The sequence below is a fragment of the Conexibacter sp. CPCC 205762 genome (assembly GCF_030646155.1).
Lineage (GTDB): Bacteria > Actinomycetota > Thermoleophilia > Solirubrobacterales > Solirubrobacteraceae > Conexibacter.
In genome coordinates this window covers 51,878-75,674 of record NZ_JAUTDN010000013.1, presented here as the reverse complement: position 1 = coordinate 75,674, position 23,797 = coordinate 51,878, and the positions used below count along the sequence as shown (strand labels likewise).

The 23,797-nt window shown below is 73.3% G+C and carries 20 protein-coding genes; 9 read left to right on the top strand and 11 right to left on the bottom strand.

Features of this window, described 5'->3' with window-relative positions:
• The first annotated feature begins 4 nt into the window (after positions 1 to 4).
• Genes Q7L73_RS12735 through Q7L73_RS12725 form a run of 3 tightly spaced genes read left to right on the top strand, consistent with a single transcriptional unit; the run spans position 5 to position 2,366 of the window.
• Positions 5 to 688 carry an acyltransferase gene (locus tag Q7L73_RS12735; protein ID WP_304691367.1) on the top strand — a complete coding sequence of 228 codons (684 nt, stop codon included), beginning with the start codon at positions 5 to 7 and terminating at the stop codon, positions 686 to 688.
• On the top strand, positions 685 to 1,584 hold the full coding sequence (locus tag Q7L73_RS12730) for an ABC transporter ATP-binding protein (RefSeq protein ID WP_304691364.1): 900 nt from the start codon (positions 685 to 687) through the stop codon (positions 1,582 to 1,584). Before Q7L73_RS12735 ends, Q7L73_RS12730 begins: the two co-directional genes overlap by 4 nt.
• A complete protein-coding gene (locus tag Q7L73_RS12725; RefSeq protein WP_304691363.1) occupies positions 1,581 to 2,366 on the top strand; it encodes an ABC transporter permease in 786 nt (261 codons plus the stop codon). The genes Q7L73_RS12730 and Q7L73_RS12725 overlap by 4 nt, the downstream gene beginning before the upstream one ends.
• Here Q7L73_RS12725 and Q7L73_RS12720 read toward each other — a convergent pair.
• The 3 genes from Q7L73_RS12720 to Q7L73_RS12710 all read right to left on the bottom strand — a co-directional run bounded on the left by Q7L73_RS12720 (position 2,363) and on the right by Q7L73_RS12710 (position 5,933).
• A complete protein-coding gene (locus tag Q7L73_RS12720) occupies positions 2,363 to 3,553 on the bottom strand; it encodes a glycosyltransferase family 4 protein (protein ID WP_304691362.1) in 1,191 nt (396 codons plus the stop codon). The genes Q7L73_RS12725 and Q7L73_RS12720 overlap by 4 nt on opposite strands.
• A gap of 107 nt (positions 3,554 to 3,660) precedes the next feature.
• Positions 3,661 to 5,157 carry a hypothetical protein gene (locus Q7L73_RS12715; RefSeq protein WP_304691361.1) on the bottom strand — a complete coding sequence of 499 codons (1,497 nt, stop codon included), beginning with the start codon at positions 5,155 to 5,157 and terminating at the stop codon, positions 3,661 to 3,663.
• A 2-nt stretch (positions 5,158 to 5,159) separates the two neighbouring features.
• Entirely contained in the window at positions 5,160 to 5,933 is a 774-nt protein-coding gene (locus Q7L73_RS12710; RefSeq protein ID WP_304691360.1) for a bifunctional 2-polyprenyl-6-hydroxyphenol methylase/3-demethylubiquinol 3-O-methyltransferase UbiG, read from the bottom strand.
• 30 nt (positions 5,934 to 5,963) lie between these two features.
• Between Q7L73_RS12710 and Q7L73_RS12705 the strand changes: the two genes are divergently transcribed.
• Positions 5,964 to 6,893, top strand: coding sequence for a class I SAM-dependent methyltransferase (locus tag Q7L73_RS12705; RefSeq protein ID WP_304691358.1), 930 nt, complete (start codon positions 5,964 to 5,966; stop codon positions 6,891 to 6,893).
• Here Q7L73_RS12705 and Q7L73_RS12700 read toward each other — a convergent pair.
• Positions 6,857 to 8,059, bottom strand: a complete 1,203-nt coding sequence (locus Q7L73_RS12700) for an FAD-dependent oxidoreductase (protein WP_304691357.1) — start codon at positions 8,057 to 8,059, stop codon at positions 6,857 to 6,859. The genes Q7L73_RS12705 and Q7L73_RS12700 overlap by 37 nt on opposite strands.
• Before the next feature lie 100 nt (positions 8,060 to 8,159).
• On the opposite strand from Q7L73_RS12700, the gene Q7L73_RS12695 reads away from it, so the two are divergent.
• Positions 8,160 to 9,539: a PLP-dependent aminotransferase family protein gene (locus Q7L73_RS12695; protein ID WP_304691355.1), complete on the top strand. Its 1,380-nt coding sequence runs from the start codon at positions 8,160 to 8,162 to the stop codon at positions 9,537 to 9,539.
• A 514-nt stretch (positions 9,540 to 10,053) separates the two neighbouring features.
• On the opposite strand, the gene Q7L73_RS12690 is transcribed toward Q7L73_RS12695, so the two are convergent.
• Positions 10,054 to 11,547, bottom strand: coding sequence for a deoxyribodipyrimidine photo-lyase (locus tag Q7L73_RS12690; protein WP_304691354.1), 1,494 nt, complete (start codon positions 11,545 to 11,547; stop codon positions 10,054 to 10,056).
• A gap of 102 nt (positions 11,548 to 11,649) precedes the next feature.
• On the opposite strand from Q7L73_RS12690, the gene Q7L73_RS12685 reads away from it, so the two are divergent.
• Entirely contained in the window at positions 11,650 to 12,276 is a 627-nt protein-coding gene (locus Q7L73_RS12685) for an LON peptidase substrate-binding domain-containing protein (RefSeq protein WP_304691353.1), read from the top strand.
• Between the two features lie 41 nt (positions 12,277 to 12,317).
• On the top strand, positions 12,318 to 12,599 hold the full coding sequence (locus Q7L73_RS12680) for a hypothetical protein (RefSeq protein WP_304691352.1): 282 nt from the start codon (positions 12,318 to 12,320) through the stop codon (positions 12,597 to 12,599).
• 31 nt (positions 12,600 to 12,630) lie between these two features.
• Here Q7L73_RS12680 and Q7L73_RS12675 read toward each other — a convergent pair whose 3' ends face one another.
• The 4 genes from Q7L73_RS12675 to Q7L73_RS12660 all read right to left on the bottom strand — a co-directional run bounded on the left by Q7L73_RS12675 (position 12,631) and on the right by Q7L73_RS12660 (position 16,852).
• Positions 12,631 to 13,044 carry a hypothetical protein gene (locus tag Q7L73_RS12675; RefSeq protein ID WP_304691351.1) on the bottom strand — a complete coding sequence of 138 codons (414 nt, stop codon included), beginning with the start codon at positions 13,042 to 13,044 and terminating at the stop codon, positions 12,631 to 12,633.
• Positions 13,041 to 14,537 carry a gamma-glutamyltransferase family protein gene (locus Q7L73_RS12670; protein WP_304691429.1) on the bottom strand — a complete coding sequence of 499 codons (1,497 nt, stop codon included), beginning with the start codon at positions 14,535 to 14,537 and terminating at the stop codon, positions 13,041 to 13,043. Before Q7L73_RS12670 ends, Q7L73_RS12675 begins: the two co-directional genes overlap by 4 nt.
• Positions 14,538 to 14,577: 40 nt before the next feature.
• A complete protein-coding gene (ftsZ, locus tag Q7L73_RS12665; protein WP_370552410.1) occupies positions 14,578 to 15,729 on the bottom strand; it encodes a cell division protein FtsZ in 1,152 nt (383 codons plus the stop codon).
• Positions 15,730 to 16,090: 361 nt separating this feature from the next.
• Positions 16,091 to 16,852 (bottom strand): ParA family protein, encoded by a 762-nt coding sequence (locus tag Q7L73_RS12660; protein ID WP_304691349.1) that lies wholly within the window; start codon positions 16,850 to 16,852, stop codon positions 16,091 to 16,093.
• A gap of 96 nt (positions 16,853 to 16,948) precedes the next feature.
• Here Q7L73_RS12660 and Q7L73_RS12655 point away from each other — a divergent pair, with 96 nt between their 5' ends.
• Together Q7L73_RS12655 and Q7L73_RS12650 are read left to right on the top strand one after the other, a co-directional pair.
• Entirely contained in the window at positions 16,949 to 17,887 is a 939-nt protein-coding gene (locus Q7L73_RS12655) for an ArsA-related P-loop ATPase (RefSeq protein WP_304691348.1), read from the top strand.
• The gene (locus tag Q7L73_RS12650; RefSeq protein ID WP_304691347.1) at positions 17,884 to 19,038 is read left to right on the top strand and encodes an ArsA-related P-loop ATPase; all 1,155 of its coding nucleotides are present in this window, start codon (positions 17,884 to 17,886) and stop codon (positions 19,036 to 19,038) included. Before Q7L73_RS12655 ends, Q7L73_RS12650 begins: the two co-directional genes overlap by 4 nt.
• Here Q7L73_RS12650 and Q7L73_RS12645 read toward each other — a convergent pair.
• Entirely contained in the window at positions 19,035 to 20,090 is a 1,056-nt protein-coding gene (locus tag Q7L73_RS12645; RefSeq protein ID WP_304691346.1) for a hypothetical protein, read from the bottom strand. The two genes, Q7L73_RS12650 and Q7L73_RS12645, sit on opposite strands and share 4 nt — an antisense overlap.
• A gap of 203 nt (positions 20,091 to 20,293) precedes the next feature.
• A complete protein-coding gene (locus Q7L73_RS12640) occupies positions 20,294 to 23,758 on the bottom strand; it encodes a DUF3616 domain-containing protein (protein WP_304715568.1) in 3,465 nt (1,154 codons plus the stop codon).
• Positions 23,759 to 23,797: the final 39 nt, after the last annotated feature.

The window sequence follows — 23,797 nt, the reverse complement described above, 5'->3', positions numbered from 1 at the left end:
GTCGATGGAGCCCGTCATCTCCCCCGAGGCCGTCGCGGCGGAGCCGTTCGAGCTGCGAGGAGAGCCGCCGCCGCTGTCCGGCGGCCCGCGCGCGCTGCTGCGGTTCATGCGCGCCAACGGCATGCTCAACCACCGCTACGCGCTGCTGCTGGTGCGGCTGGCGTGGCTGAAGCTGCGCTGGCGCGGCCGCCTGCAGACCGACGGGATCGCCTTCGTCTGCCCGAACGTGAAGTTCGAGATCGGCAGGGACGCGAAGGTCGTGCTCGGCCGCTGGTCGTGGCTCGGCCACGGCACGAAGGTGCGCGCGCACGAGGGCGAGGTGCGGATCGGCGCCAAGAGCGTGCTCGGCCAGGAGTGCACGATCTCCTGCTACCAGCACGTCTCGATCGGCCGCGAGTGCATCATCGCCGACCGCGTGATGCTGATCGACTTCGACCACGGCGTCGTCGACGTCGAGCGGCCGATCCGGCTGCAGGGGATCTACAAGCGCGACGTGCGCGTCGGCAGCAACGTCTGGATCGGCTACGGCGCGGCGCTGCTGCGCGGCGTCACGGTCGGCGACAACGCGGTGATCGGCACCAACTCGGTCGTCACCAGGGACGTCGCCGAGAACGCCGTCGCGGCCGGCGTGCCCGCACGCGAGCTGCGCCGCCGCGAGACGCCGAGAAGGCTGCGCTGGTCGCTGTGAGCGAGACGTCCGCGATCAGCCTCAGAGGCGTCGTCAAGCGCTTCGGCAGAGTGACCGCCGTCAACGGGCTCGACCTCGAGGTCCCGAGCGGGATCTGCCTCGGCCTGCTCGGCCCCAACGGCGCCGGCAAGTCGACGACGATGCGGATGCTGACGGCGCAGGCCCACCCCGACGAGGGCACGATCGACGTGCTCGGCTACCGCCTGCCCGAGGCCTCCAAGCTGGCGCGCGCCGAGATGGGCGTCGTGCCGCAGCTCGACAACCTCGACGTCGAGCTGAGCTGCCGCCAGATCCTGACCGTCTTCGCGCGCCTCTACCGCGTGCCGAAGGCCGATCGCCACGCCGCAGTCGAGCGCGCGCTGGCGATAGCGAACCTGGTCGACCGCTCCGACACGCGCGTCGACCTGCTCTCCGGCGGCATGCGGCGGCGGCTGCTGATCGCGCGCGGGCTCGTCCACAGACCGCGGCTGGTGCTGCTGGACGAGCCGACCGTCGGGCTCGACCCGCAGGTCCGCCAGGAGCTGTGGTCGCTGATCGACAACCTCCGCAGCGAGGGCACGACCGTGCTGATGTCGACCCACTACATCGAGGAGGCGGAGCGGCTCGCCGACACCGTCGCCGTGATGTCGAGAGGGCAGATCGTCACGCAGGGCAGACCGTCGGCGCTCGTGCGCGAGCACGCCGGCGCGCAGGTGCACGAGGTCTACGGCTCGCCGAGCGCGCTGGCGGAGCTGCGCGAGCGGGCCGAGCGCGAGGGCTGGGTGACGCGCCGCTCCGGCCCGGCGCTGGCGATCCTGCACGCCGAGCGCCACGACGGCGCGCTGCCCGACGGCGAGCGGCGCGCGGCCAACCTCGAGGACGCGTTCGTGACGCTGACCGGCGAGGAGATCGAGTGAGACGCCGCCGCATGCGCCGGATCGAGCCGGCCGCCGTCTTCGGCGTGATGAGCCGCGACGCGACGATCTTCACGCGCTACTGGAAGACGACGACCTTCTCCTCGGTCGTCGACCCGACGATCTACCTGCTCGCGTTCGGCTTCGGCTTCGGCGCGCTGGTGTCGAGCGTCAACGGGCTCTCCTACAAGGAGTACATCGGCACCGGCATCGTCGCCACGGCGGTGCTGTTCTCGTCGGTCTTCCCGGCGATGTTCGGGACCTTCATCAAGTATCGCTTCCAGAGAACGTACGACGCCTTCCTCGCCGCGCCGGTCGACGTCGACGAGATCGCGACCTCGGAGATCCTCTGGATCGGCCTCCGTGCAGGGGTGTACGGCAACGCGCCGCTGCTGGTCGCGATCGCCTTCGGGCTGTCGCCGCGCTGGACCGCGATCTTCGTCCCGATCGTCTGCTTCGTGACCGGCGCCGCGTTCGCCGGCTTCGGCCTCACCGTCGCCGCTATCGCGAGATCGATAGACAACTTCAGCTACGTCCAGAGCGGCCTGCTGACGCCGCTGTTCCTCGTCGCCGGCACCTTCTTCCCGATCGACGGGCTGCCGAACGCGATCCAGGTGGTCGCGCAGTTCAACCCGCTCTACCACTGCGTCCAGCTCGTGCGCGACCTGGTCGTGATGGGGATCGACCCGTGGGCCGACCTCGGCCACCTCGCCTTCCTGACCGTCTTCGGCCTGATCACCTGGCGGCTGGCGATCTGGCGGCTGCGCGTGCGGCTGATCGACTAGACGGCGAGCCCGCGCCGCAGCTCGCCGTAGACCTCGGCGGTCTGGCGCGCGATGTCGGCCCAGTCGAAGCGCAGCACGTGCTCGCTCGCCTGCGCGATCAGGCGGTCGCGCAGCGTCGTGTCCGACAGCACCCGCTCCATCATCGTCGCGAGCGACTGCGGGTCGCGCGAGCGGAAGCGGAGGCCGACGTGCTCGTTCGGCACGACCTCGCGCAGGCCGCCGGTGTCGGCGACGATCGTCGGGCAGCCGGAGGCCATCGCCTCCAGCGCCACGAGCCCGAACGGCTCGTAGATCGACGGCACGACCGTCAGGTCGGCGATGCGGTAGAGCGAGTGCAGCACGTCGTCGCCGATCCAGCCCATGAAGGTGCCGTGCGCGAGCAGGCCGAGCTCGTCGGCCTGCTGCTTCAGCTCGGACTCCGCGGTGCCGGAGCCGGCGACGAGGAAGCGCACGTCGCCGAGCCGCTCGATCACGCCCGGCAGCGCCTCCAGCGCGATCTGGAAGCCCTTCTCGTAGACGAGCCGGCCGACCAGCAGCACGAGCCGCTCGTGCGGCTGCGCGAAGCGGGCGCGGAGCGCGTCGAGGTCCTCGACCGGCTGCAGGTCGAGCGGGTCGATCCCGTTCGGGATCACCGCGACCCGCTGGTCGTCGAGGTCATAGATGTCGGCGACGTGGTCGCGCATGTAGGCCGAGCAGGTGATGACCGCGTCGGCCTTGTTCGCCATCCACGTCTCGACGCCGTGGATGTGCGACTGCGGGTACTTGTCGACCCAGCCCTGGTGGCGGCCGTACTCGGTCGCGTGGATCGTCACGACCCACGGCGCGCGCAGCCTGCGCGACAGCTCCTCCCCCGCCGCCGCGACGAGCCAGTCGTGGCCGTGGACGAGGTCGAACGTCATCCGCGCGCCCAGCTCCAGCCCGGCGCTGACCATGTCGCCGTTCATCCGCTCGATCCAGCTGACGAAGGCGTCGAGGTCGGCCGGCTTGACCGGCTCGCTGACGCGGTGGACGTGAACGCCCTCCAGCTCCTCCTCGGCCGGGCTGCGGCCGTCGCTGCGCGTCAGCACGTGCACCTCGACGCCGCGCGCGACGAGCTGCTCGGAGAGCTTGCGCACGTGACGGGCGAGCCCGCCCTCGATCAGCGGGGGGTACTCCCAGGAGAGGATGAGGACGCGGGTGGCTGCCATGCGGACTGGCTCGCCGGCCAGGGGACGCCGGCTCGCGGCAGTCTAGTGGAGCGGGCGGCCTGCGACGCCGGCTGGTCGCGGCGCCGCGCGGATCGGCCGATCCGGGCTCAGCGCGGCAGGTGCGGCGCGAGGCTGCGGACGGCGCCCTCGTCGTCGCCGGCGGCGGGCTGCGCGAGCGCGGCCGCGAGCGCCGCGGCGTGGCCGTCTGCGCGCTCGCGCGGGTAGGGGCCGGCCAGCTCGCGCGTGACCTGGAAGGCCCAGTCGCTGGCGTGCAGCGCGAGCAGCTCGCGGCGGGCGCGGGCGGAGGCAGGCGGCGCGCCGTGCGGGCGCAGCAGCGTCTCCAGCTCCAGCGCACGGGCGCGCCAGGCGAGGTCGGCGACGGCGGGGCCGTCCCAGGTCGACAGGTCGCGCGGCGTGCCCCACGTCGTCGCGGGCAGCTCGCCGGCGCGGACGGCGTCGCGCGCGCGGGCGGTCGCGGGTGCGGCGGCGGCGAGCGCGCCGGCCACCGGCACCGCGCGATGGCGCTGGAGCGCGTCGTCGAGGTGGGCGATCCGCAGGCCCTGGCGATCGGCCTCGTCGAGGACCGCCTCCAGCCACGCTATCCCCTCGTACCACCAGTGGCCGAACAGCTCCGTGTCGATCGCGCAGACGGCGAGCGCGGGGCGGCCCAGCTCGGCCGCGCCGGCGTCGAGGCGGGCGATCGTGCGGGTGACGAAGTCGGCCGCGTCGGCGCGCGCCTGCGCGAGCGCGGCGGCGTGGTCGTAGGTCTCCCCCTCGTTGCTCCAGACGCGGTGGTGGTGGACCGTGAAGGCGTGGTAGTCGCGGTAGGCGGCGTGCGCGGGATAGCCGTCGTCGCTCCAGACCAGCTCGATCGTCGCGCGGTCGATCGGGACCAGCAGCGGCCCGTCGGCGCTCTGCAGCGGCGCCAGCTGGGCGGCGCTGCCGCGGCCGAGCACGTCGGTCAGGTCGAGGCAGACGGCGTGCACGCCGGCCTCCTCCAGCAGCGGGTCCAGCCACGGCGCGTGGGCGCACTCGGGCAGCCAGAAGCCGCCGCGCCACTCGCGCGCGCCGGCCGCCTCCAGCCGCGCCCGCTGCGACGCGATCCCCGTCTCCAGCTGCAGCCGCACGCCGGCGTCGGTCGCCAGCAGCGGCAGCACCGCGTGCGTCGCCGACGAGGTCCAGGCGGCGTGGCGGGCGAACGCGCCGAGCAGGCCGCCGTCGGAGCGCTCCAGCTCCAGCGCCCGCTCCAGCGCGCGCTCGTAGTCGCCGGCCGCGCGCTCCAGCTCGGCCGCCCAGTCGTCGTGGCCGCCCTCGCGACAGCCGGCGGCGTCGATCCGGTGGGTCTCGCGACGGGTCGTGCGCAGGAACGCGGCGAAGCGGTCCACCAATCCCGGCGCCGCGAGCTGGTCGGCCAGCACCGGCGTCAGCGAGAAGGTGACCTGCTCGCCGCGCGCGTCGAGCAGCTCCAGCAGCGGCAGGTAGCAGGTCGCCAGCGCCTCCCACAGCCACTCCTCGCCGAACGGCCAGGTGCCGTAGCCCTCGACGTAGGGCATGTGCGTGTGGAGGACGAGCGCCAGCTCGCCGCGATCCTCGCCCGCGGCCATCGTCAGCCCCGGCAGACCGCGACGAAGTCGAGCGCGCGGTCCAGCAGCGCGTCGTCGCCGGCCACGAGCTTGAAGTCGGAGGCGGCGATCGCCGGCGTGAAGCGGTCGTAGAACGCTCTCGTGACGCCGAGCCGTCTGTGGACCGTGTCCCAGCCGAGCCGTCTGATCGCGAACTCGTGCGCGGCCAGCTTGCGGGCGTGGAAGAGGCCGTACAGCTCGACCTGGCCGAAGTGGTCGGCGCACAGGCGGCGGAACTCGTGCGCGCGGTACTCCTTCACGTGCCACGGGTTCTCCGACTTCTCCGCCCCCTCCGGCGCGAGCGTCAGCAGGTTCGGCGTCGAGACGTAGGCGACCCCGCCCGGCGCCAGCATCGCCTTGAAGTGCTCGAGGATCTCGCCCGGGTTCTGCACGTGCTCGATCGTCTGCAGGAAGACGACCGCGTCGCACTCCTCGCTGAAGCGCTCGACGAGGTCCCGCGCGAAGCGCAGGTGCGGGCGGACGTAGCGCAGGCGCGCGTGCTCGTGCGCCTGCGGGTTGGCGTCGACGCCGACGACCGAGCGGGCCGTGCGCGACAGCACCTCGCTGCCGTAGCCCTCGCCGCAGGCCATGTCGACCACGCGCTGGCCGCTCGCCTGCGCCGCGATCCACTCGTAGACGACGAGGTGCCGGCGGTACCAGTAGTTCTCCTCCGGCACGTCGGGCAGCGTGCGCTCACCGGTGAGCTCCAGCGGCGGCACGCCCTCGGGCTGGTTCGACTGAACGTATGCGGTCTCCATCGCGAGCGACAGCGTAGACTCCCGCGGCCTATGGAGGCTCCAAGCACTGCCGAGGACATCCGCGTCGTCAACGAGAAGTACCACGACGTCGCCGCCGACAGTTACGACGCCAAGTGGGGCATCGACTTCGGTGAGCCGGGCCAGCAGCAGGTGCTGACGAAGCTCCGCAAGGTGCTCGGCAAGCGTCTCGACGAGGGCTTCGAGCGGTCGCTGGAGATCGGCTCCGGCACCGGCTACTTCTCGCTCAACATGCTGCAGGCGGGCGTGATCGGAGCCGCCACCTGCACCGACATCTCGCCCGGGATGGTCGCGACGCTGCGCGGCAACGCCGAGCGCCTGAGACTCGACGTCGAGACGGTCGTCACCGGCGCCGAGGAGCTGCCGTTCGAGGACGCCTCCTTCGACCTCGTGCTCGGCCACGCCGTCCTCCACCACCTGCCCGACCTGGCGCAGGCGTTCGCCGAGTTCGAGCGCGTGCTGAGACCGGGCGGCACGGTCGTCTTCGCGGGCGAGCCGTCGCGCTATGGCGACCGCATCGCGCAGCTGCCCAAGCGCGGCGCCGGCGCCGTCGCCCCCGTCTGGCGCTGGGCGATGAGAGCGCGCGCGGCCGGCGCGCTCGGCAACGGCCACGGCGGCTCGCAGGGCCACCACGAGGACCACCGGCTGGAGCAGTTCGTCGACATCCACGCCTTCTCGCCGGGCGACCTCGCCGACGTCGCGCGCGGCGCCGGCTTCGAGCAGGTCAACGTCCGTGGCGAGGAGCTGACGGCGAACTGGTTCGGCTGGACCAACCGCGCGCTGGAGGCGACCGCCGAGCCGCAGGACGTGCCGTGGGGCTGGCGGCAGTACGCCTACCGCGGCTACCTCGTCTTCCAGAAGCTCGACGAGACGCTGCTGGAGGGCCGGCTGCCGGCGGCGATCTTCTACAACCTGCTGATCTCCGCGCGCAAGCCGGCCTGAGCGCCGCTGCCGCGCTCGCCGCGCCAGGCGAGCGCGCCGGCGGCCGCCGCGCGAGCCGACGCGATCGAGGCGTCGCTGAGCAGGCCGGGCGCGGCGACGTGGTCGCCGGCGAGGAAGATCCCGTCGCCGCGCTCGACCGCCGGACGGTCGCGCCAGCTGACGCCCGGCAGGTCGAGCGCGCCGCTGCGGTCCTCGAAGCGGGTGCGGCGGCGGAAGCGCGTGCGGGCGCGCCAGTCGTCGCCGAGCGCGTGGTCGAGCAGCGTCTCCAGCCGCTGCTCCGCCTGCTCGGTCGACTCGCCCGGCCGGATCCCGATCTGCGCCTGCACCAGCTCCTCCCCCGCGGGCGCGAGCGAGCGGTCGCGCGTGCTGAAGCGCTCGACCCAGCCGGCCTGGTCGAGGTCCCAGACGACGAACGGGTCGCCGCGTCTGCTCGTCAGCCCGAGGTCGAGGCCGACGGCGAGGCCGCCGGGGTGGTCGAGCGCGTCGTCGTGCAGCAGGGCGCGGGCGTCCTTCAGCTCGGTCGCGACGATCGCCGGGGCGCGCGGCGCGCTTGTCACGCGCGCGCCGGTCTCGATCTGTGCGCCGTGCTCGCGCGCGTGCCGCTCCATCCTGCCGACGATCGCGTTCCAGCCGCCGCGCGGGAAGCGCGCCTTCGTCGGCTGGTCGCCGAACGCCTGGCGCCAGCGCTCCCACACGAACGCCGCCGACAGCGCGCCCGGATCGTGGAAGAAGCAGAAGACGCCTGCGCTGCCGCAGAGCTGCTCGGCCGCGCGCGCTCCGACCCGCTCGCTCGCCCAGTCGCGGAAGGAGCGGTCGACCGGCGCCCGCTTGACGCGCCACAGCTTCACGACCGCCGTCGCGAAGGGCGGCGGCGGGGTCGCGCGGCGGCGGCCCTCCGCATGGAAGTAGACGCGCGTCAACGGCGGCTTCACCAGCGGCGGCAGCAGCCCGCGTTCGGCCAGGAAGGCGTGCAGCGTGCCGTTGGCGTAGAGCGCGTGCGGACCGAAGTTGGTCTTGTAGGGGCCGTCGTCGCTGCGGGCGCGGCCGCCGAGCTGTCCGCGCGCCTCCAGCAGCCGCACCGGCGCGCCGCCCTCCGCGCACACGATCGCCGCGGCCAGGCCCGCGACGCCACCGCCGACGACGGTGATCTCGTCCGTATCAGCCATGCTGTCCCTCCGGATCGTGGTCTGATCGACTGGGCGGTACCGTACGCCCGATGCGGACCACTCGACAGGACCAAACCAGTGCCGCTGAAGAGGACCAGTCGTGGCGCTGCTGCTGACGCTCGACCACCGCGGCGGCGCCGGCGCGGTGTCGCTGCACACGCAGCTCGAACGGGAGCTGCGCGAGCGGATCCGCGCCGGCCGGCTGGAGGCCGGCACGCGGCTGCCGGCGACGCGTGAGCTGGCGCAGCGGCTCGGCGTCTCGCGCGGGGTCGTCGTCGAGGCCTACGCGCAGCTGGCCGCCGAGGGCTACCTGTCGACGCGGCGCGGCGCGGGCACGGTCGTGGCGGGGACGACGCGGACGCCCGAGGCGCCGCCGCCGGTGCTGTCCGAACGAGCGGCGCCGGAGGACCTCCATCCCGGCCTGCCCGACCTCGCCGCCTTCCCGCGCGCAGCCTGGGCGCGCTCGCTGCGGACCGTCACCCGCGAGCTGCCCGACGCCGCCTTCGGCTACCCCGACCCGTCCGGCGCGGCCGTGCTGCGGGTCGGGCTGGCGCGCTACCTCGGGCGGGCCCGCGGCGTCGCCGCCGAGCCGGCGCGGCTGCTGATCGTGAGCGGGCTGACGCAGGGGCTGACGCTGCTGGCGCGAGCGCTGCTGCGGCGCGGAGCGCGGCGGGTCGCGGTCGAGGACCCGGGCTTCTTCGTCCACCGCTGGGCGCTCGCGCACGCGGGGTTGGAGGTCGTGCCCGTCGCGGTCGACGAGCATGGCCTGCGGACCGACCTGCTGGCGCGCGTCGAGGCCGACGCCGTGCTTGTGACACCGGCCCACCAGGCCCCGTTGGGCGGCGTGCTGAGAGCGGCGCGGCGGGAGGCGCTGCTGCTGTGGGCCGAGCGCCGCGGCGCGCTCGTGATCGAGGACGACTACGACGCCGAGTACCGCTACGACCGCGACCCGGTCGGCGCCGTGCAGGGGCTCGCCCCCGAGCGCGTCGCCTACCTCGGCTGCGCCTCGAAGGTGCTGGCGCCGGCGCTGCGGATCGGCTGGCTGGCGCTGCCGGCGGCGTGGGCGGAGACGGTCGCGGTCGAGAAGGCGCTCGACGACCTCGGCACCCCGCTGCTGGACCAGCACGCGCTCGCCGACTTCATCGAGCGCGGCGAGCTCGACCGCCACCTGCGCCGCATGCGCCCCCGCTACCGCGCCCGCCGCGCGACGCTCGTCGCCGCGCTCGCGCGCGAGCTGCCGGAGTGGCGCGTCGCCGGCGTCGCCGCCGGCTTCGGCGTCGTCGCCCTGCCGCCCGCGGCGACCGACGAGCGCGCCCTGATCGCCGCCGCCGCCCGCCGCGGCATGGTCCTCCACGGCCTCGCCAGATACCGCGTCGCCCCCGGCCCGCCCGGCCTCGTGCTCGGCATCGGCAACACCTCAGAGCCCGCCCTCGCCCGCGCCGTCAAGCAACTTGCCGGCGCGTACGAGGAAGTGACCTGAGCACCGCCGCAGTTTTGACACAGTTACGTTGCTAATTGCCACTAGCGCCGTGACAGCAACCCGACATAACGTCGGGGTATGTCGATTTACATCGCCGAACTGTGCTTCACCGGCCACGCAGTTCGCATGCTGACAATGCGCGGAATATCTGCGGCGGAGGTCAAGCAATTTCCGTCCAACAGACACAGAGCCTTCCCGCACCGGCTGAGAAAGGCGGACCGGCAACGGCATACGGTAGTCGGCCATACGCACGGAGGACGACCAGTCACGGTCGTACTCGAGGAGACGCACGATCCCACATCCTGGCTCGTGATCACGGGCTGGAAATCATCAATTCAAGAGCGTAGGCTCGTCTGGAGATGACGATGAGAATAGATCCATGGACGAAAGAAATACCGGAGCCTGGTGACTTCGACGAGTATCTCGCGACAATCGACCCAGACGACCTCGAGTGGTGCGAGCCGAACCCGCACCCGGTGAGAATACGCATCATCAGAGACGCGTCTGAGGTACGTCAGCCGCCGGCCGTCTCGCGGTAGCGGGCGAGGGCGCGCTGGCGTTCTTCTCTGTGGTCGACGAGCGGCGCCGGGTAGTCGCTGCCGATGCGGCAGCCGGCGGCCTGCTGCTGCTCGTCGGTCATCCGCCACGGCTCTGACAGCAGCTCGTCGGGGACGCCGGCCAGCTCAGGCACCCAGCGGCGGACGTAGGCGCCGTCGGGGTCGTGGCGCTGCTGCTGGAGCGCGGGGTTGAGGATGCGGCGGAAGGCGGGCGCGGGGTCGACGCCGACGGAGGCGATCCACTGCCAGTTGCCGTTGTTGGAGGCGACGTCGCCGTCGAGCAGCCAGCGCATGAACCAAGCCTCACCAGCGCGCCAGTCGAGCTGGAGGTCCTTCGTCAGGAACGAGCCGACGACCAGGCGCGCGCGGTTGTGCATCCAGCCGCTCCCGCGCAGCTGGCGCATCGCGGCGTCGACCAGCGGGAAGCCGGTGCGGCCCTCCTGCCAGGCGGCGAGGCCGTCGGGATCGTCCTCCCATCTCAGTCTGCGCATCCGCTCCTGGTGCTCCCGCCGCAGGTTCGCCGGGTTGTGCAGGAGCACGTGGGCGTAGAAGTCGCGCCAGGCGAGCTGGCGGGCGAACGCCGCTCCGCCCTCGCCGCCGCGCCGCTCGGCCCGCTGCTCCAGCTCGCGCGGCGACAGCAGGCCGAAGCGCAGGTAGGCCGACAGCTGCGAGGCGCCGCCGGCGAGCCGGTCGTGGTCGCGCGCGTAGTCGGGGAGGTGGTCGTCGAGCCAGCGTTCGGCGACCTCGCGCGCCGCGGCCTCGCCGGGCTCGACCGCGGGCTCGCCCAGCGGGGCGTCCGTCGCCGACGCCGAGCCGCCGCGCGAGCCGGAGCCGGCGGCGAGCGCGCCCGCGTCCGCCGCGACCCGCGCGCCGACCAGCTCCTCCAAGGGCGGCACGCTCCCCTTCGCAACCCTCGACGGCAGCGGGGGCAGCTCGGCGGGGGCGCGGTGGACGGGGCGGCGCTCCAGCTGCTGCCAGGAGCGGTGGAAGGGCGTGAAGACGCTGAACGGGGTGCCGCCTCTCGTGCGCGGCTTGCCGACGTCAGCGACGAAGTTGCCCGGCCCCGGCACCGCTTCGACCTCCGCCTCCGCCAGCGCCGCGCGCACGCGTCTGTCGCGCGCGAGCGCGTACGGGGTCGCGTCGCTGGCCCACAGCACCGCGCTCGCCCCCGCCTCGCGTGCGAGCGCGACCAGCTCCCGCTCCGGCCTCCCGACGCGCACGACCAGCCCGCTGCCGCGCGCACGCAGGTCGTCGTCGAGCGAGCGCAGGCAGGCGAGCAGGAAGGCCGTCCGCGGACCGGAGGCGAAGCGCCCTCTCAGCAGCGCCGGATCGAGCACGAAGACCGGCACCACGCGCGCGTGCTCGGCGAGCGCGCGCACGAGCGGCGGGTGGTCGTGGAGGCGCAGGTCGCGTCGCAGCCAGACGAGCGCGGTCGTGTCGGAGGCGGCCATCCCCGGAGGTACGGACGCGCCGCGCGACTGGGTCACGCGCGTCGCATCCGCCACGGAGCCGGGGACGCGCGCGGCACCGTCGCGCGGCCTAGACTCCCTTCCATGCCGTCCGGTCGCGTCCCCCAGTTCCCGCTCTTCCCGCTCGGCATCGTCGCGCTGCCGCACGAGGTCGTGCCGCTGCACATCTTCGAGGAGCGCTACAAGACGATGATGGCGCGCTGCATCGAGCGCGAGGAGGAGTTCGGGATCGTCTGGCTCTCCGACGACGGGCTGCGGCCGATCGGCTGCGCGGTCGAGGTCAGCGAGGTGCTGGAGCGGATGGACGACGGCCGCATCAACCTGATCGCACGCGGCACGCGGCCGTTCTCGATCCTCGAGCGCGAGGAGCGGCTGCCGTACCCGGCCGGCACGATCGAGTTCCTCGCCGACCGCGACGAGGAGCCCGACGAGGCCGCCGCGCAGGTCGCGCGCGAGGTCTACGCGGAGCTGGTGCAGAGCGCGACCGACAGGGTGATCGACCCGGCCGAGCTGGCGACGATGGGCGCCTACGCGATGGCGGCGACAGTCGACTTCGGCCTCGACGCGAAGCAGGGCCTGCTCGACCTGCGCTCCGAGAACGCCCGCCTGCGGCTCGTCACCCGCCTCTTCCGCGCCGCGATGAAGCGGCTCGAGTTCGTCTCAAAGGCGCAGACGCGCGCCAGATCCAACGGCAAGGTCCACTTCACCTAGCCGCCGGCATGTGCGGCTCGAACCGGGGGTATCCAGAGAGCATGGGCATCGAGAGACCGGTAGACGACAGACCTGACGACGCGGCGGGCATCCACGCCTTCGAACGCGGACTCGACGATCAGGTGCGAGCGATGGCGAGGGAGTCGCAGCTCGTCGAGGACGACATCCAGGCGACGCGCAAGCATTGGGAGGAGCTGCGAGAGGACCGCTCCCAGCCCGGCGCCCGCCCACGCGAGGACTCGCCGCCGCGCGAGCCGCTGGAGGAGGTCGCCGGCGACTGGAGCGGCACCTCCGAGGCGGCCGAGGAGGCCGGTCAGGGCTGAAGCGCCGCGCGTGACGGCTGGCGTGCGCCGTTCAGCGCGCCAGCCCGCAGGCCTGCTGCGCGAGTTCGCGCACGAGCTGGATCGTGCGGCCCAGCTCCGGCTCGCCGACTGCGTCGACGTCGTTGAAGGTGATGTCGCCGAAGCCCGTTCTCAGCTCGTAGCGCAGCTGCGCTCGCGGCGACGGCGGGTGGACTCTGCCGAGCAGTCTTCTCTCGTCGAGCGTCCGCACGACGTCGCGCGAGCGCAGCAGCAGCTTCGAGTCCAGCTCTCTGCTCGCGCCTCTGTCGCAGGTGACGGTGCCGCCGTCGTTGACGACGATGTCGACGCGCGCGTCCGGCAGCGCGCCGGTCCGTCTGACGAGGAAGACGTCGTCGGACTCGGCGCCGCAGCCGGCGAGCGCGAGCGCCGCCACGATCGCCGCGAGCGTCCCCGCAACGCGCCTCATGCGACGACCGCCGCCCCGCCGCGGCGCGGGTCGCCGCCGCCCGACAGCGTCCCGTCGGCCGCCCGCTCGACCGCCTGCACGCCGCCGAAGAAGAGGTTGCGCGCTCTGAATGGCGCGATCGCGTGGCCGTCGGCCTCCAGCGCCGCCGTCTGCGCGCCCGGCTCGGCGTAGACGATCCCGTCCTCGAAGTGCAGCCGCGGCGCCCGCACCGCCTCGTCCGCGCTCAGCCCGTGGTCGACGACGGCGACGATCGTCTGCAGCACCGCCGAGCGGATCCGGTTGGAGCCGGCGCTGCCGAGCACCAGCTCCGGCCGCCCGTCGCGCAGCACGACCGTCGGCGCCATCATGCTCGGCAGCCGGCGGCCGGGCGGGAAGCGGTGGAAGCCGAGCGGGTTGAGGTCCTGCTCGCCGAGCATGTTGTTGAGGTGGATGCCGCTGCCGGGGACGACGATCCCCGCGCCCTCGCCGTTGGAGCTGGTGACCGCGCAGGCGCCGCCGTCGCCGTCGAGCACCGAGACGTGCGTCGTCGAGCCCAGCCGCGCCGCCAGGAACTGCTCGAGGAAGCCCTCGCGCGCGAGCCCGTCGAGGAACTGCGGCGTGCGCTCCTGCTGCGCCGCGCCCATCGCCGCGACCAGCTGCGCGGGCGTCGGCGCGCCGGCGCCGCCCGCCTCCAGCAGCGCGAGCGCGTAGGCGATCAGCGTCCCGCCGGCCGACGGCGGCGGGTTGGAGAGCACCTCGCGGCCGCGGTAGGCGACCCGCACCGGTCTGCGCGTGACGGTCGCGTAGGCGGCCAGGTCGGCGCGCGTCACCAGCCCGCCCTGATCGCTCAGCAGGTCGGCGACCGTGGCGGCGATCTCGCCCTCGTAGAACGGTCGCGCGCCTTCTGAGGCGAGCAGCTCCAGCGTGTCGGCCAGCTCGGCCTGCACGAGCGTGTCGCCCTCCCCCAGCAGCCGCCCGCCGGGCGCGAAGATCGCCTCGACCGCCGGCGTCAGGCGGCAGATCCCCTCGAGGATCTCGATCACGTACGCCTGCTCGGCGTTGAGCGCGACGCCGCCGCGCGCGAGCGCCGCGGCCGGCGCGACCAGCTCGGGCAGCGGCATCCGGCCGAAGCGCTCGGAGGCGGCGCAGATCCCGTGCGGCATCCCGTAGGCGCCGACGGCGGCGGCGCCGGCGTTGAAGACCTGGACCGCGTCGCCGAAGGAGACGCTGACCGGCACCAGCTCGGCGCGCGCGGCATGGTCGGCGCCGCGGCCGGGCACCTCGACGAAGAAGTCGAGCAGCTGCGGCTCCTCCCCGGGCGGCACGACCAGCATGTAGCCGCCGGCGCCGAGCCCGGTCAGCAGCGGCTCGGCGGCGAACGAGGTCAGCATCGCCGCCAGCGCCGCGTCGACGGCGTTGCCGCCGGCGCGCAGCACGGCGGCGCCGGCCTCGGCGCTGAGCGGATGTCCCGCCGCGACGACGCCCCCTGCTCGCTCTCCCCCGGCCGTGCGCATGGTCACGGCCGGGAGGATGCCACGACGACGGGCGCCGGCGCTAGCGGAACGGCATGAACTCGGGCACGTCGAGCTCGTCGCGCGCCGGGCGGGCGGCGGGACGGGGCTCGGCCGAGCGCGAGACGCGCAGCTCGCCGGCGGCGGGGTCGGCGAAGTGCGTGCGGGCCGGGCGCTGCGGCTCGGCGGCGGCGCGCTGCTCGCGCGGGACGCCGATGTCGGCGCCGCGCTCGACGCGCACCGGGCGCGGCGGTCTGACGTCGCCGTAGCCGGTCGCGACGACCGTCACCCAGACCTGGTCGTCGAGCTTCTCGTCGACCATCGCGCCGAAGATGATGTTCGCGTCCGGGTGGGCCGCCTCGGAGACCGCCTTCGCGGCCTCGTTGACCTCCCACAGCGACAGGTCGCGACCGCCGGTGATCGACAGCAGGATCGAGCGTGCGCCGTCCATGCTCGTCTCCAGCAGCGGCGAGGCGACGGCCTGCTCGGCGGCGTCGATCGCGCGCCGGTCGCCGCTGCCCATGCCGATGCCGAGCAGCGCGCTGCCGGCCTCCGCCATGATCGTGCGCACGTCGGCGAAGTCGAGGTTGATCAGGCCCGGCAGCGTGACGAGGTCGGAGATCCCCTGGACGCCCTGGCGCAGCACGTCGTCGGCGACGCGGAACGCCTCGACCATCGAGGTGTTGCGGTCGAGCACCGACAGCAGCCGGTTGTTGGGGACGACGATCAGCGTGTCGACCTCGGCCGCGAGCGCCTCGACGCCGACGTCGGCCTGCTCCTTGCGGCGCGAGCCCTCGAAGCCGAACGGCTTCGTGACGATGCCGACGGTCAGCGCGCCCAGCTCGCGCGCGATCCGCGCGACGACCGGGGCGGCGCCGGTGCCGGTGCCGCCGCCCTCGCCGGCGGTGATGAAGATCATGTCGCTGCCCTTCAGCAGCGCCTTGATCTTGTCGTACTCCTCCATCGCCGCCTGATGGCCGAGCGACGGGTCCGAGCCGGAGCCGAGGCCGCGCGTGACGTTGGCGCCGATGTGCAGCGTCAGGTGGGCGGCCGACTGCTGCAGCGACTGCAGGTCGGTGTTGACGGCGAGGAACTCGACGCCGGAGACCTCGGCCTCGACCATCCGGTTGACGGCGTTGACACCGCCGCCGCCGACGCCGACGACGCGCAGGACCGGGCCGCTCTGGCGGCCGATGCCGTAGCCGGACGACGGCAGCGCCGGCTCCTCGACGCGGGCGTACGGGTCGTGCGAGGGCGTGGGCGCGGACGCCACGGGCGGCTCCATCATGTTGTCGGGGATGTCGGCCGAGAAGGCGCGGCCGAGGCGCTCCTGCGGCGTGGGGGGCGCCGGGATCTCGTGCTGGACAGGGGCGGGGGCCGCAGCGGGAGCCGCAGCCGGGGCCGCCGCGGCGGGCGTGGCCGGAGCGGGCGTGGCCGGCGCCTGTGCCTGCGGCGCCGCCTGCTCGCGCGGGGCGGGCGTGATCGTCTCCTGCAGGCCCTCTTCCTCGGTTCTGCGGAAGAGCGCAGCCAGCGGGCCCTCCCTCATGCTCACGCGTCTACTTGCCATCGAGGACCTCCTTCGCGAGCTGCCGGTAGGCGTGGGCTGCCATGCCGTCAGGGTCGTACTTCAAGACGGACATGCCCTGCACGGGCGCCTCCGCGAACCGCACGGTCTTGCGGATCCGGGATGCGAACACTCTCTCCCCGAAGCTCTCCTCGAGCAGCTCGATCGCCTCCTTGGCATGCAGCGTGCGCGTGTCGACGAGGGTCGGCAGGATGCCTTCGATGTCGACGTTCGGGTTGAGGTTCTCGCGGATCATCTTGAGCGTGTTCTGGAGCTGGAGGAGCCCTCGCATCGACAGATACTCGCATTGGACGGGGACGATCACCTTGTCGGCGGCCGTGAGGGCGTTGATCGTGAGCAGCCCGAGGCTCGGCGGCGTGTCGATGAAGATGAAGTCGTAGTCGCCCTTGATCTCGCGAAACGCCTTCTCCAGCGAGCGCTCGCGGCCGATCTGGGTCGACATCGCGATCTCGGCGCCGGCGAGGTCGATCGAGGCGCAGGCGACGTCGATCTCGCGGCGGCGGATCGCGTCGCGGATCGAGGTGTGGTGGACGAGCACGTCGTACATCGAGGTCTCGACGGTGTCGGGGTCGATCCCCTGCGACATCGTCAGGTTGCCCTGCGGGTCCATGTCGCAGCAGAGGACCCGGTGCCCCTCCTCCGCGAACGCGACGGCGAGGTTGAGGGTCGTGGTCGTCTTCGCGACGCCGCCCTTCTGGTTGGCGAAGGCGATCACCTTGGCCGTGCCGGTCACTGGCGACTCCGATGAGGTCGGGAAACCCATACGCGCCTCTATTCGCAGTCACGGCCTGTTCTCCTCCAGCGTTATGAACGACTAGGCTGACCGGCGGTGGCCGGTCTCTCCGACAAGCGCCTGCTGTTCCTCACCGGAAAGGGGGGCGTCGGCAAGTCGACGGTCGCGATCGCACTCGGGATCGCCGCCGCGCGTCGCGGGCTGCGCTGCTGCGTCGCCGAGCTGACCGGGCAGGACCGCGCGGCGGTCGCGTTCGGACACCGCGACGGCTCCAGCGGCGCGCGCGAGCTGCGCCTGGCGCAGGACCTGTGGACGATCTCGATCGAGCCGCAGCACGCGCTGGAGGAGTACCTGTCGCAGAAGGCCGGCCCGTTCGGCGACGTGCTCGCCGGCTCGCGCACCTTCCACGGCTTCGTGCAGGCGACGCCGGGGATGCGCGAGCTGCTGACGCTCGGCAAGGCATGGGAGTTGGCGCAGCCGCAGCGGCGCACCGCCGGCGCGCGCCCCTACGACCTCGTGATCGTCGACGCGCCCGCGACCGGCCACGGCCTCGCCGCGCTGTCGACGCCGCGCACCTTCGCCGAGATCGCGAAGGTCGGGCCGATCGCCTCGCAGGGCCGCACGCTCGACGCCTTCTTCACCGATCCGGATGCGGCCGCCGTCGTCGCCGTCGCGCTGGCGGAGGAGATGCCGGTCAACGAGACGCTGAGACTGCGGCGCGAGCTGCGCGAGCAGCTCGGGATCGAGCTGGCGGCGACGGTCGTCAACGCGCTCCTGCCCGATCGCCTCGGCCCGCGCCAGGGCGCGACCGTCGCACAGGCCGAGCAGGCGGCGGCGAAGGCGTCGCCGCTGGTCACAGCCGCGCTGCGCGCCGCGCGTTCGGAGCACGTGCGCGCGGCGGCCCAGCGGGCGCAGGTGGCGCGGCTGGCGGAGGGGCTCGGGAGCGCGCCGCTGGAGCTGCCGTACCTGTTCACGCCGGCCGTCGACGTCGCCGGGCTGGAGCTGCTGTCGGAGCGCTTGGAGGAGCTGCTGTGAGCGCGGCGGCGGGCGCCGCGGGCGCGGCTGCCGGCGTCGCGGGCTGGCTCGACGGCGTCCGCGTCTGCATCTGCGGCGGCTCCGGCGGCGTCGGCAAGACGACCACGTCGGCGGCGGTCGCGGCCGGGATGGCGGCGCGGGGGCTGAAGGTCTGCGTCGTCACGATCGACCCGGCGCAGCGGCTCGCCGACGCGCTCGGGCTCGACGCGCTCGGCAACGCGCCCCACCGGGTCGACCCCGCCCCGTTCGCCGCTGCCGGGCTGGCGTTCGCCGACGGCGGCGAGCTGTGGGCGCTGCAGCTCGACGCCAAGCGCACCTTCGACGAGCTGATCGAGCGGCTCGCGCCCGACGCGCGCACGCGCGAGGAGATCCTCTCCAACCGCATCTACCGCGAGCTGTCCGGCGCCGTCGCCGGCTCGCAGGAGTTCACCGCGATCGCGAAGCTGCACGACCTCGCCGCGACGGGCGAGTTCGACCTGCTCGTGCTCGACACGCCGCCGTCGCGCAACGCGCTCGACTTCCTCGACGCGCCCGACCGCCTGACGCAGTTCTTCGAGGGCAGGGCGCTGCAGGCGCTGCTGCGGCCGTCGGGCTTCGGGATGAAGCTGCTGGGCCGCACGAGCGGCTTCGCGCTGGGAGCGCTCAAGCGCGTCACCGGCGTCGACCTGCTGACCGACCTGTCGGCCTTCTTCCGCCTGCTCGGCGGTCTGCTGGAGGGTTTCAGAGCACGCGCCGAGCAGGTCGAGACGCTGCTGCGCGACCCGCGCACCCGCTTCCTGCTGGTGACCTCGCCCGAGCGCGAGCCGATCGACGAGGCGATCTACTTCCACCGCAAGCTGAAGGCGGCGCGGATGGCCTTCGGCGGCGGGATCGTCAACCGCGTCCACAGCGACCAGCTCGGCGACGCGGACCCCGGCGAGCTGATCGCGCGCCTGGTCGCCGAGGCCGGGCTGTCGAAGGCGCTGGCGACGAGAGTGGCCGAGTGCTTCGCCGACGAGCATGCGCTCGCCCGGCGCGACCGCGACAACGTCGCCCACCTCGCCGAGCGGCTGGGGACGAGCGTGCCGCTGCTGCTCGTCCCCCACCTCGACGACGACGTCCACGACGCCGACGGCCTCGTCGCCGTCGGCGCCCATCTGTTCGCCGCTTAGCGCGCCCCCGCCACCGTGACCCCCGCCTGAGACCTCGCCCGTTCGACGGCGGCTCGCAGTTGCCGCTCCCATATCTGTCCTGCTTGCGCGATCGTCTCGCCGGCGACCCAGTCGCGTGCTCTCGCCATCAACCGGGTGCGTCGCTCGTGGTCGGTGATCATCTCTGACAGCGTCCGCTCCCACCCGCCGTCCTCCACGAGCAGACCGCCCTCTACCTCGCCCATCCCCCGGTACGCGCCGAGCGGCGAGGCGAGCCACATCGCACCGCTCGCGGCGTATTCCTTCAGCTTGACGTTGGAACGGCCACGGGTCATCACACCGTCGACGAGCGGTGCGATGCCGACGTCGACCTGCAGCAGCGCACGCTGGACCTCGTCGAGCGAAAGGTCGGTCCGCCAGCGATAGCGCGGATCGTCGATGCCGAGATCGCAGCCGATCGCGAGCACGCTCACACCCTCGTGGGTGGCGAGGATCCGTTCGAGCGTCCTGCCGATCTTCAACCGCTTCAGGTCGCGCTCGTGCTCGAGCGCGGCGAGGCAGCCGATTACCGTGCCGGGGTGGCGCCGCCGCCCGGCATGGCGGATCGCGTCGCGGGCGAGGTTGTTCTCGATGACGGCGACATGCTCGACGCCCTCCTCGCGGTACATCGCGGCGAGGTGATCGCTTGGCGTCGTCATCAGATGGGCCGTGCGCGCGATCTCGAGCGTGCGAGCGTAGGCCTGCTTAATCCCGCGGCGCCCGCCCATGCGACGGTAAGCGGGGCTGCTGCGCGGAATCGCGCGGATGTCATCGTCCGTGTCCCATACAACCGCGATGCCCAGTTGGCGCAGCCGTCGAGCCGCTTGCAGATCGACCTCGCCGGTCATCTGCTGCATCAGCGTCACGTCCCAGCTCGGCTGAGTGGTCAGCACCCGCCGGGCGAAGGAGCCGTCGGACGAGCCGCGCAGCGTGGTATGTCCGCGCCGCACAAGCTCGTCGGCGGGAACGAGCGCACGGTAGTGGGCGTTGGCAGTGCCCTCTTTGCAGACAACGGCGATCTTCAGTCGTCGCATCTGCGCCGCCGAACGACGCCGGCGTGCGGCAGCGTCTGGATCACGGACGTGATGAGCATGCGGTTCCTGGCCCCCTCGCGATCGACTTCCCCAGCTCAATGCTCTCAGATCCGGGAAAGCAGATGGGAGCGTTCAGCCCTCACTGCGCTGCGATCCCGCCCGGGCCTCTCCGGAGGTCCGGGCGGGATCCATCTGCGACTCGCCTAGCGCGTCACCGTCACGGTGACGACGCGCGTGACGCGGCGGCCGCCGACCGTCAGCTTCACGCGGACTCTGTGCGTGCCGGCCTTCGCGCCGGCGCCGACCTTCAGGCGCAGCGTCAGCGTGCGGCTGGCGCCGGCCTTCAGCGCGCCGACGGCGACGGTGCGCGTGCCGGCGAGCTTGAGCGCCTTCGGGCCGCTGGCGGTCGCGGTCGCTCTCGCGACGGCGGCGGTCGTGGCGTTGCGGAGCGTGAAGGCGAGCTTCAGCGTGCCGCCGCGGCGGGCCTTGACGCTGCTCTTGGCGGCGCTGAAGGCGAAGCTGCCGTCACGGCCGGCCGGGCCGGCGTCGCCCGTGTCGCCCTTCGCGCCGGCAGCGCCGGTGTCGCCCTTCGCGCCGGCAGCGCCGGTGTCGCCCTTCGCGCCGGCAGCGCCGGTGTCGCCCTTCGCGCCGGCAGCGCCGGTGTCGCCCTTCGCGCCGGCAGCGCCGGTGTCGCCCTTCGCGCCGGCAGCGCCGGTGTCGCCCTTGGCGCCGGTCGCGCCGGTGTCGCCTCTGGCGCCGGCCGCGCCCGTGTCGCCTCTGGCGCCCGTCGCGCCCGTGTCGCCTCTGGCGCCGCTCGCGCCGGTGTCGCCTCTCGGCCCGGTACCGCCATCCGCACCGTCGGCGCCATCTCTGCCGTCAGCGCCGTCTCTGCCGTCCTGACCGTCGGCGCCGTCTCTGCCGTCCGCGCCGTCGGCGCCTCTCGGCAGCGTGCCGCTGGTCGCGCTCAGCGCGACGAGCGTCTCGCCGCTGCCGGCGTTGGTCGCCAGCACGAGGTCGGCCGCCGAGGCCGCCGACTCGCGCGCCGGGGCGAACCGCACCATCAGCTCGCACGACGCCGCCGGCGCGACGGTCGCGCCGGCGCAGTCGTCGGAGGCGACGAGGAAGTCGCCGACCGAGGCGCGGTCGCGGGCGCGCACCTTCACGGTGCCGATCACGAGCGGCTCGTCGCCGTCGTTGGTGACCGTCACCCACTGCCCGGCGCCGATCGTGCCGGTCGCCTGCTGCGGGAACACGGGCGTCGTCGCGGTCGCTCTCGGGCCGATCGGCGCGCCGGTCAGCGTGAGCGTGTAGAGCGGCGCCTTCTTGAAGTAGAACTGGCTGATGCTCTTGGCGTTGTAGGTGTCGTGGTAGAGCTTCACGTAGCCCTGGTCGCCGACGAGCTGGACCTGCGCGCCGTTGGTGAGCGGGTGCGGCACCGCGACGATGCCCTCCCACGCCATCGGCCCGTCGTCGTACGGCTGCGAGGCGTCGGTCGGCAGTCTGTCGCGCAGTCTCGTCGGCTGGTGCGACGGCACGCCGTCCCACTTGTAGAGGACCTGGTCGCCGCCGATCGTGCCGTGGCCGGTGCCGCCGGCGAGGATCAGGTACTCGTCGTGGTCGTTCTTGCGCAGCTCGCGGATGCCGAGGCCGCCGAGGTCGAGCCAGAAGGCGCTGCCGAAGCTCGCCTGCGCGGCGGTCCCCTGCGCGACCCTGTCGAAGTTCGTGACCGGCACGACGAGCGCCTTGCCGCCGGCCTGGAAGCCCTGCAGCGGCGCGCGGAAGCCGATGTACGCGGTCGTCGTGCTGCCCGGCGCGAACTCGATCCCCTCGACGTTGAAGCCGGAGTCCTGCTTCGGCGCGCCGATCGCGGACTGCTCCAGGTTCAGCGGTCTGCCGTTGGCGTTGTCCCACGCGATCATGTCGGCGCGCAGGGTGCGGCCGACGCCCGCGTAGGTCAGCTCGGTCGAAGCGCCGCTGCCGCTGATCGTCGTCGCGATCACGGTGTGGCGCGAGGTCTGGACGACGCCCTCCTTCGAGTTGCCGAGCGAGCCGGCCCAGTAGACCTTGTCGCCGGCCCGCGCGGCGGCCTCGAAGTCGACCTCGCCGCTGGTGCTCGACCAGTTCGCGATCGGCCACTCCTTCAGCGGCGCGCCGGAGACGTCGCCCCTGTAGAGGCCGACGTTGCCGCGCTCGTCGTCGGCGACGATGATGTAGCCGTCGCCGACGTCGATCGCGGCCGACAGGTCGGAGGAGCCGAGCAGCCAGCGCGCGCCCTCCCAGAGGCCCGCCGAGGCGGCGTATCTGAGCGTCGTCGTCGCCGAGCGGCCGCCGGCGCCGGTCACTCTCAGCGTCACGTCCGCGTAGCCGACGCCGCTCGGCGTCAGTCTCAGCGTGCGCGTCGCGCCAGTGCCGACGACCTCGACGCCGCTCAGCGGCAGCACGCTCGCGTTCGTCGTCGCAGTCGCGGTGACGGTCAGCTGCGCGCTGTCGACCGCGCTGCCGTTCTCGTCTCTCTGCGCGATCTCGACCGGCACCGTCGGGTTGGTCGGGTCGCCGGTCGCGCCGGAGATCGCCGGCCGCGGCAGCGTGATCGTCGGGTACTGCGGGCCGGTCACCTCGGTCTCGGCGATGCCGACGGCGTAGACGCGGCCGCTGGTCGGCAGCTCGGCGCCGACGCTGCCGCTGGCGAGGTCGACCGACTGGACCGAGCCGCCGGAGGCGTTGGCGCTGCCGATCCAGGCCGTTCTGCCGTCGGCGGTGAGGACGACGTCGGAGGCGAGCGAGATCGACAGTCTGACCGGCGTCCCGACCGTTCTCGTCGCCGTGTCGACCGGGACGAGGTAGTTGTAGCCGGTCGAGCTGATGACGCCGTACATCGTCGCGCCGTCGGGCGAGAGCGCCATCCCCGCTCTCATCGCGGTGCTGCCGGTGCCGCTGATCGTCAGCTTCGTGACGATGCTGGTCGCGAGGTCGACGGAGAAGAAGCCGCCCGAGGTGCCGGCGTAGAGCGTCGCGCCGTCGGCGGTCAGGTCGAGCGAGCCGAAGATCGGCGAGGCGGTGCCGACGACGATCGGCGCCGCGGCCGTGCCGGCGACCGTGTCGACGACGATCAGGCCTCTGTCGGTGCCGACGTAGAGCGTTCTGCCGTCGTTGGAGACCGCGAGGCTGCGGGCGGCCGGCGAGGCGCTGCTGCCGAGCGGGATCGCGGTGCCCCACGTTCTCGCGCCGACGTCATACGGCGTCGCCGTTCTGGCGCTGCTGCTGACGACCCACAGGACGCTGCCGGCGGGGTTGAGCGCGATCGACGCGGCGGTCGCCGTGATCGCGGTGCCCTTCGCGTTGGTGGCGGTGTCGATCGGCGTGATCGTCGTGCTGCCGGCGTACCAGACGGTTCTCTGGTCCGGGCTGGTGGCGAAGGCGGAGTTGGTGAGCGAGCCCGTGAGGCTCGCGATCGGCGTCAGCGTCGCGCCGCTGACGCCCTCGACGGGCACGACGGCGGTGTTGTTGGCGGCGTAGATCGTCGGCGCGGTGGCGGCGGCGGCAGGTGCGGCGGCGACGGCGGCGAAGAGTGCGGCGCCGAGCGCGGCCCGCAGCGCGGTGGCGCGCCGGCCGTGGCGCGTCCGCGGGTGAGAAGACTGCAACGATGCTCCCCGGTTCGTGGGTTCCACTTCCGGATCCTCGGCGTTGTCCACCGGACAGAAGTGACC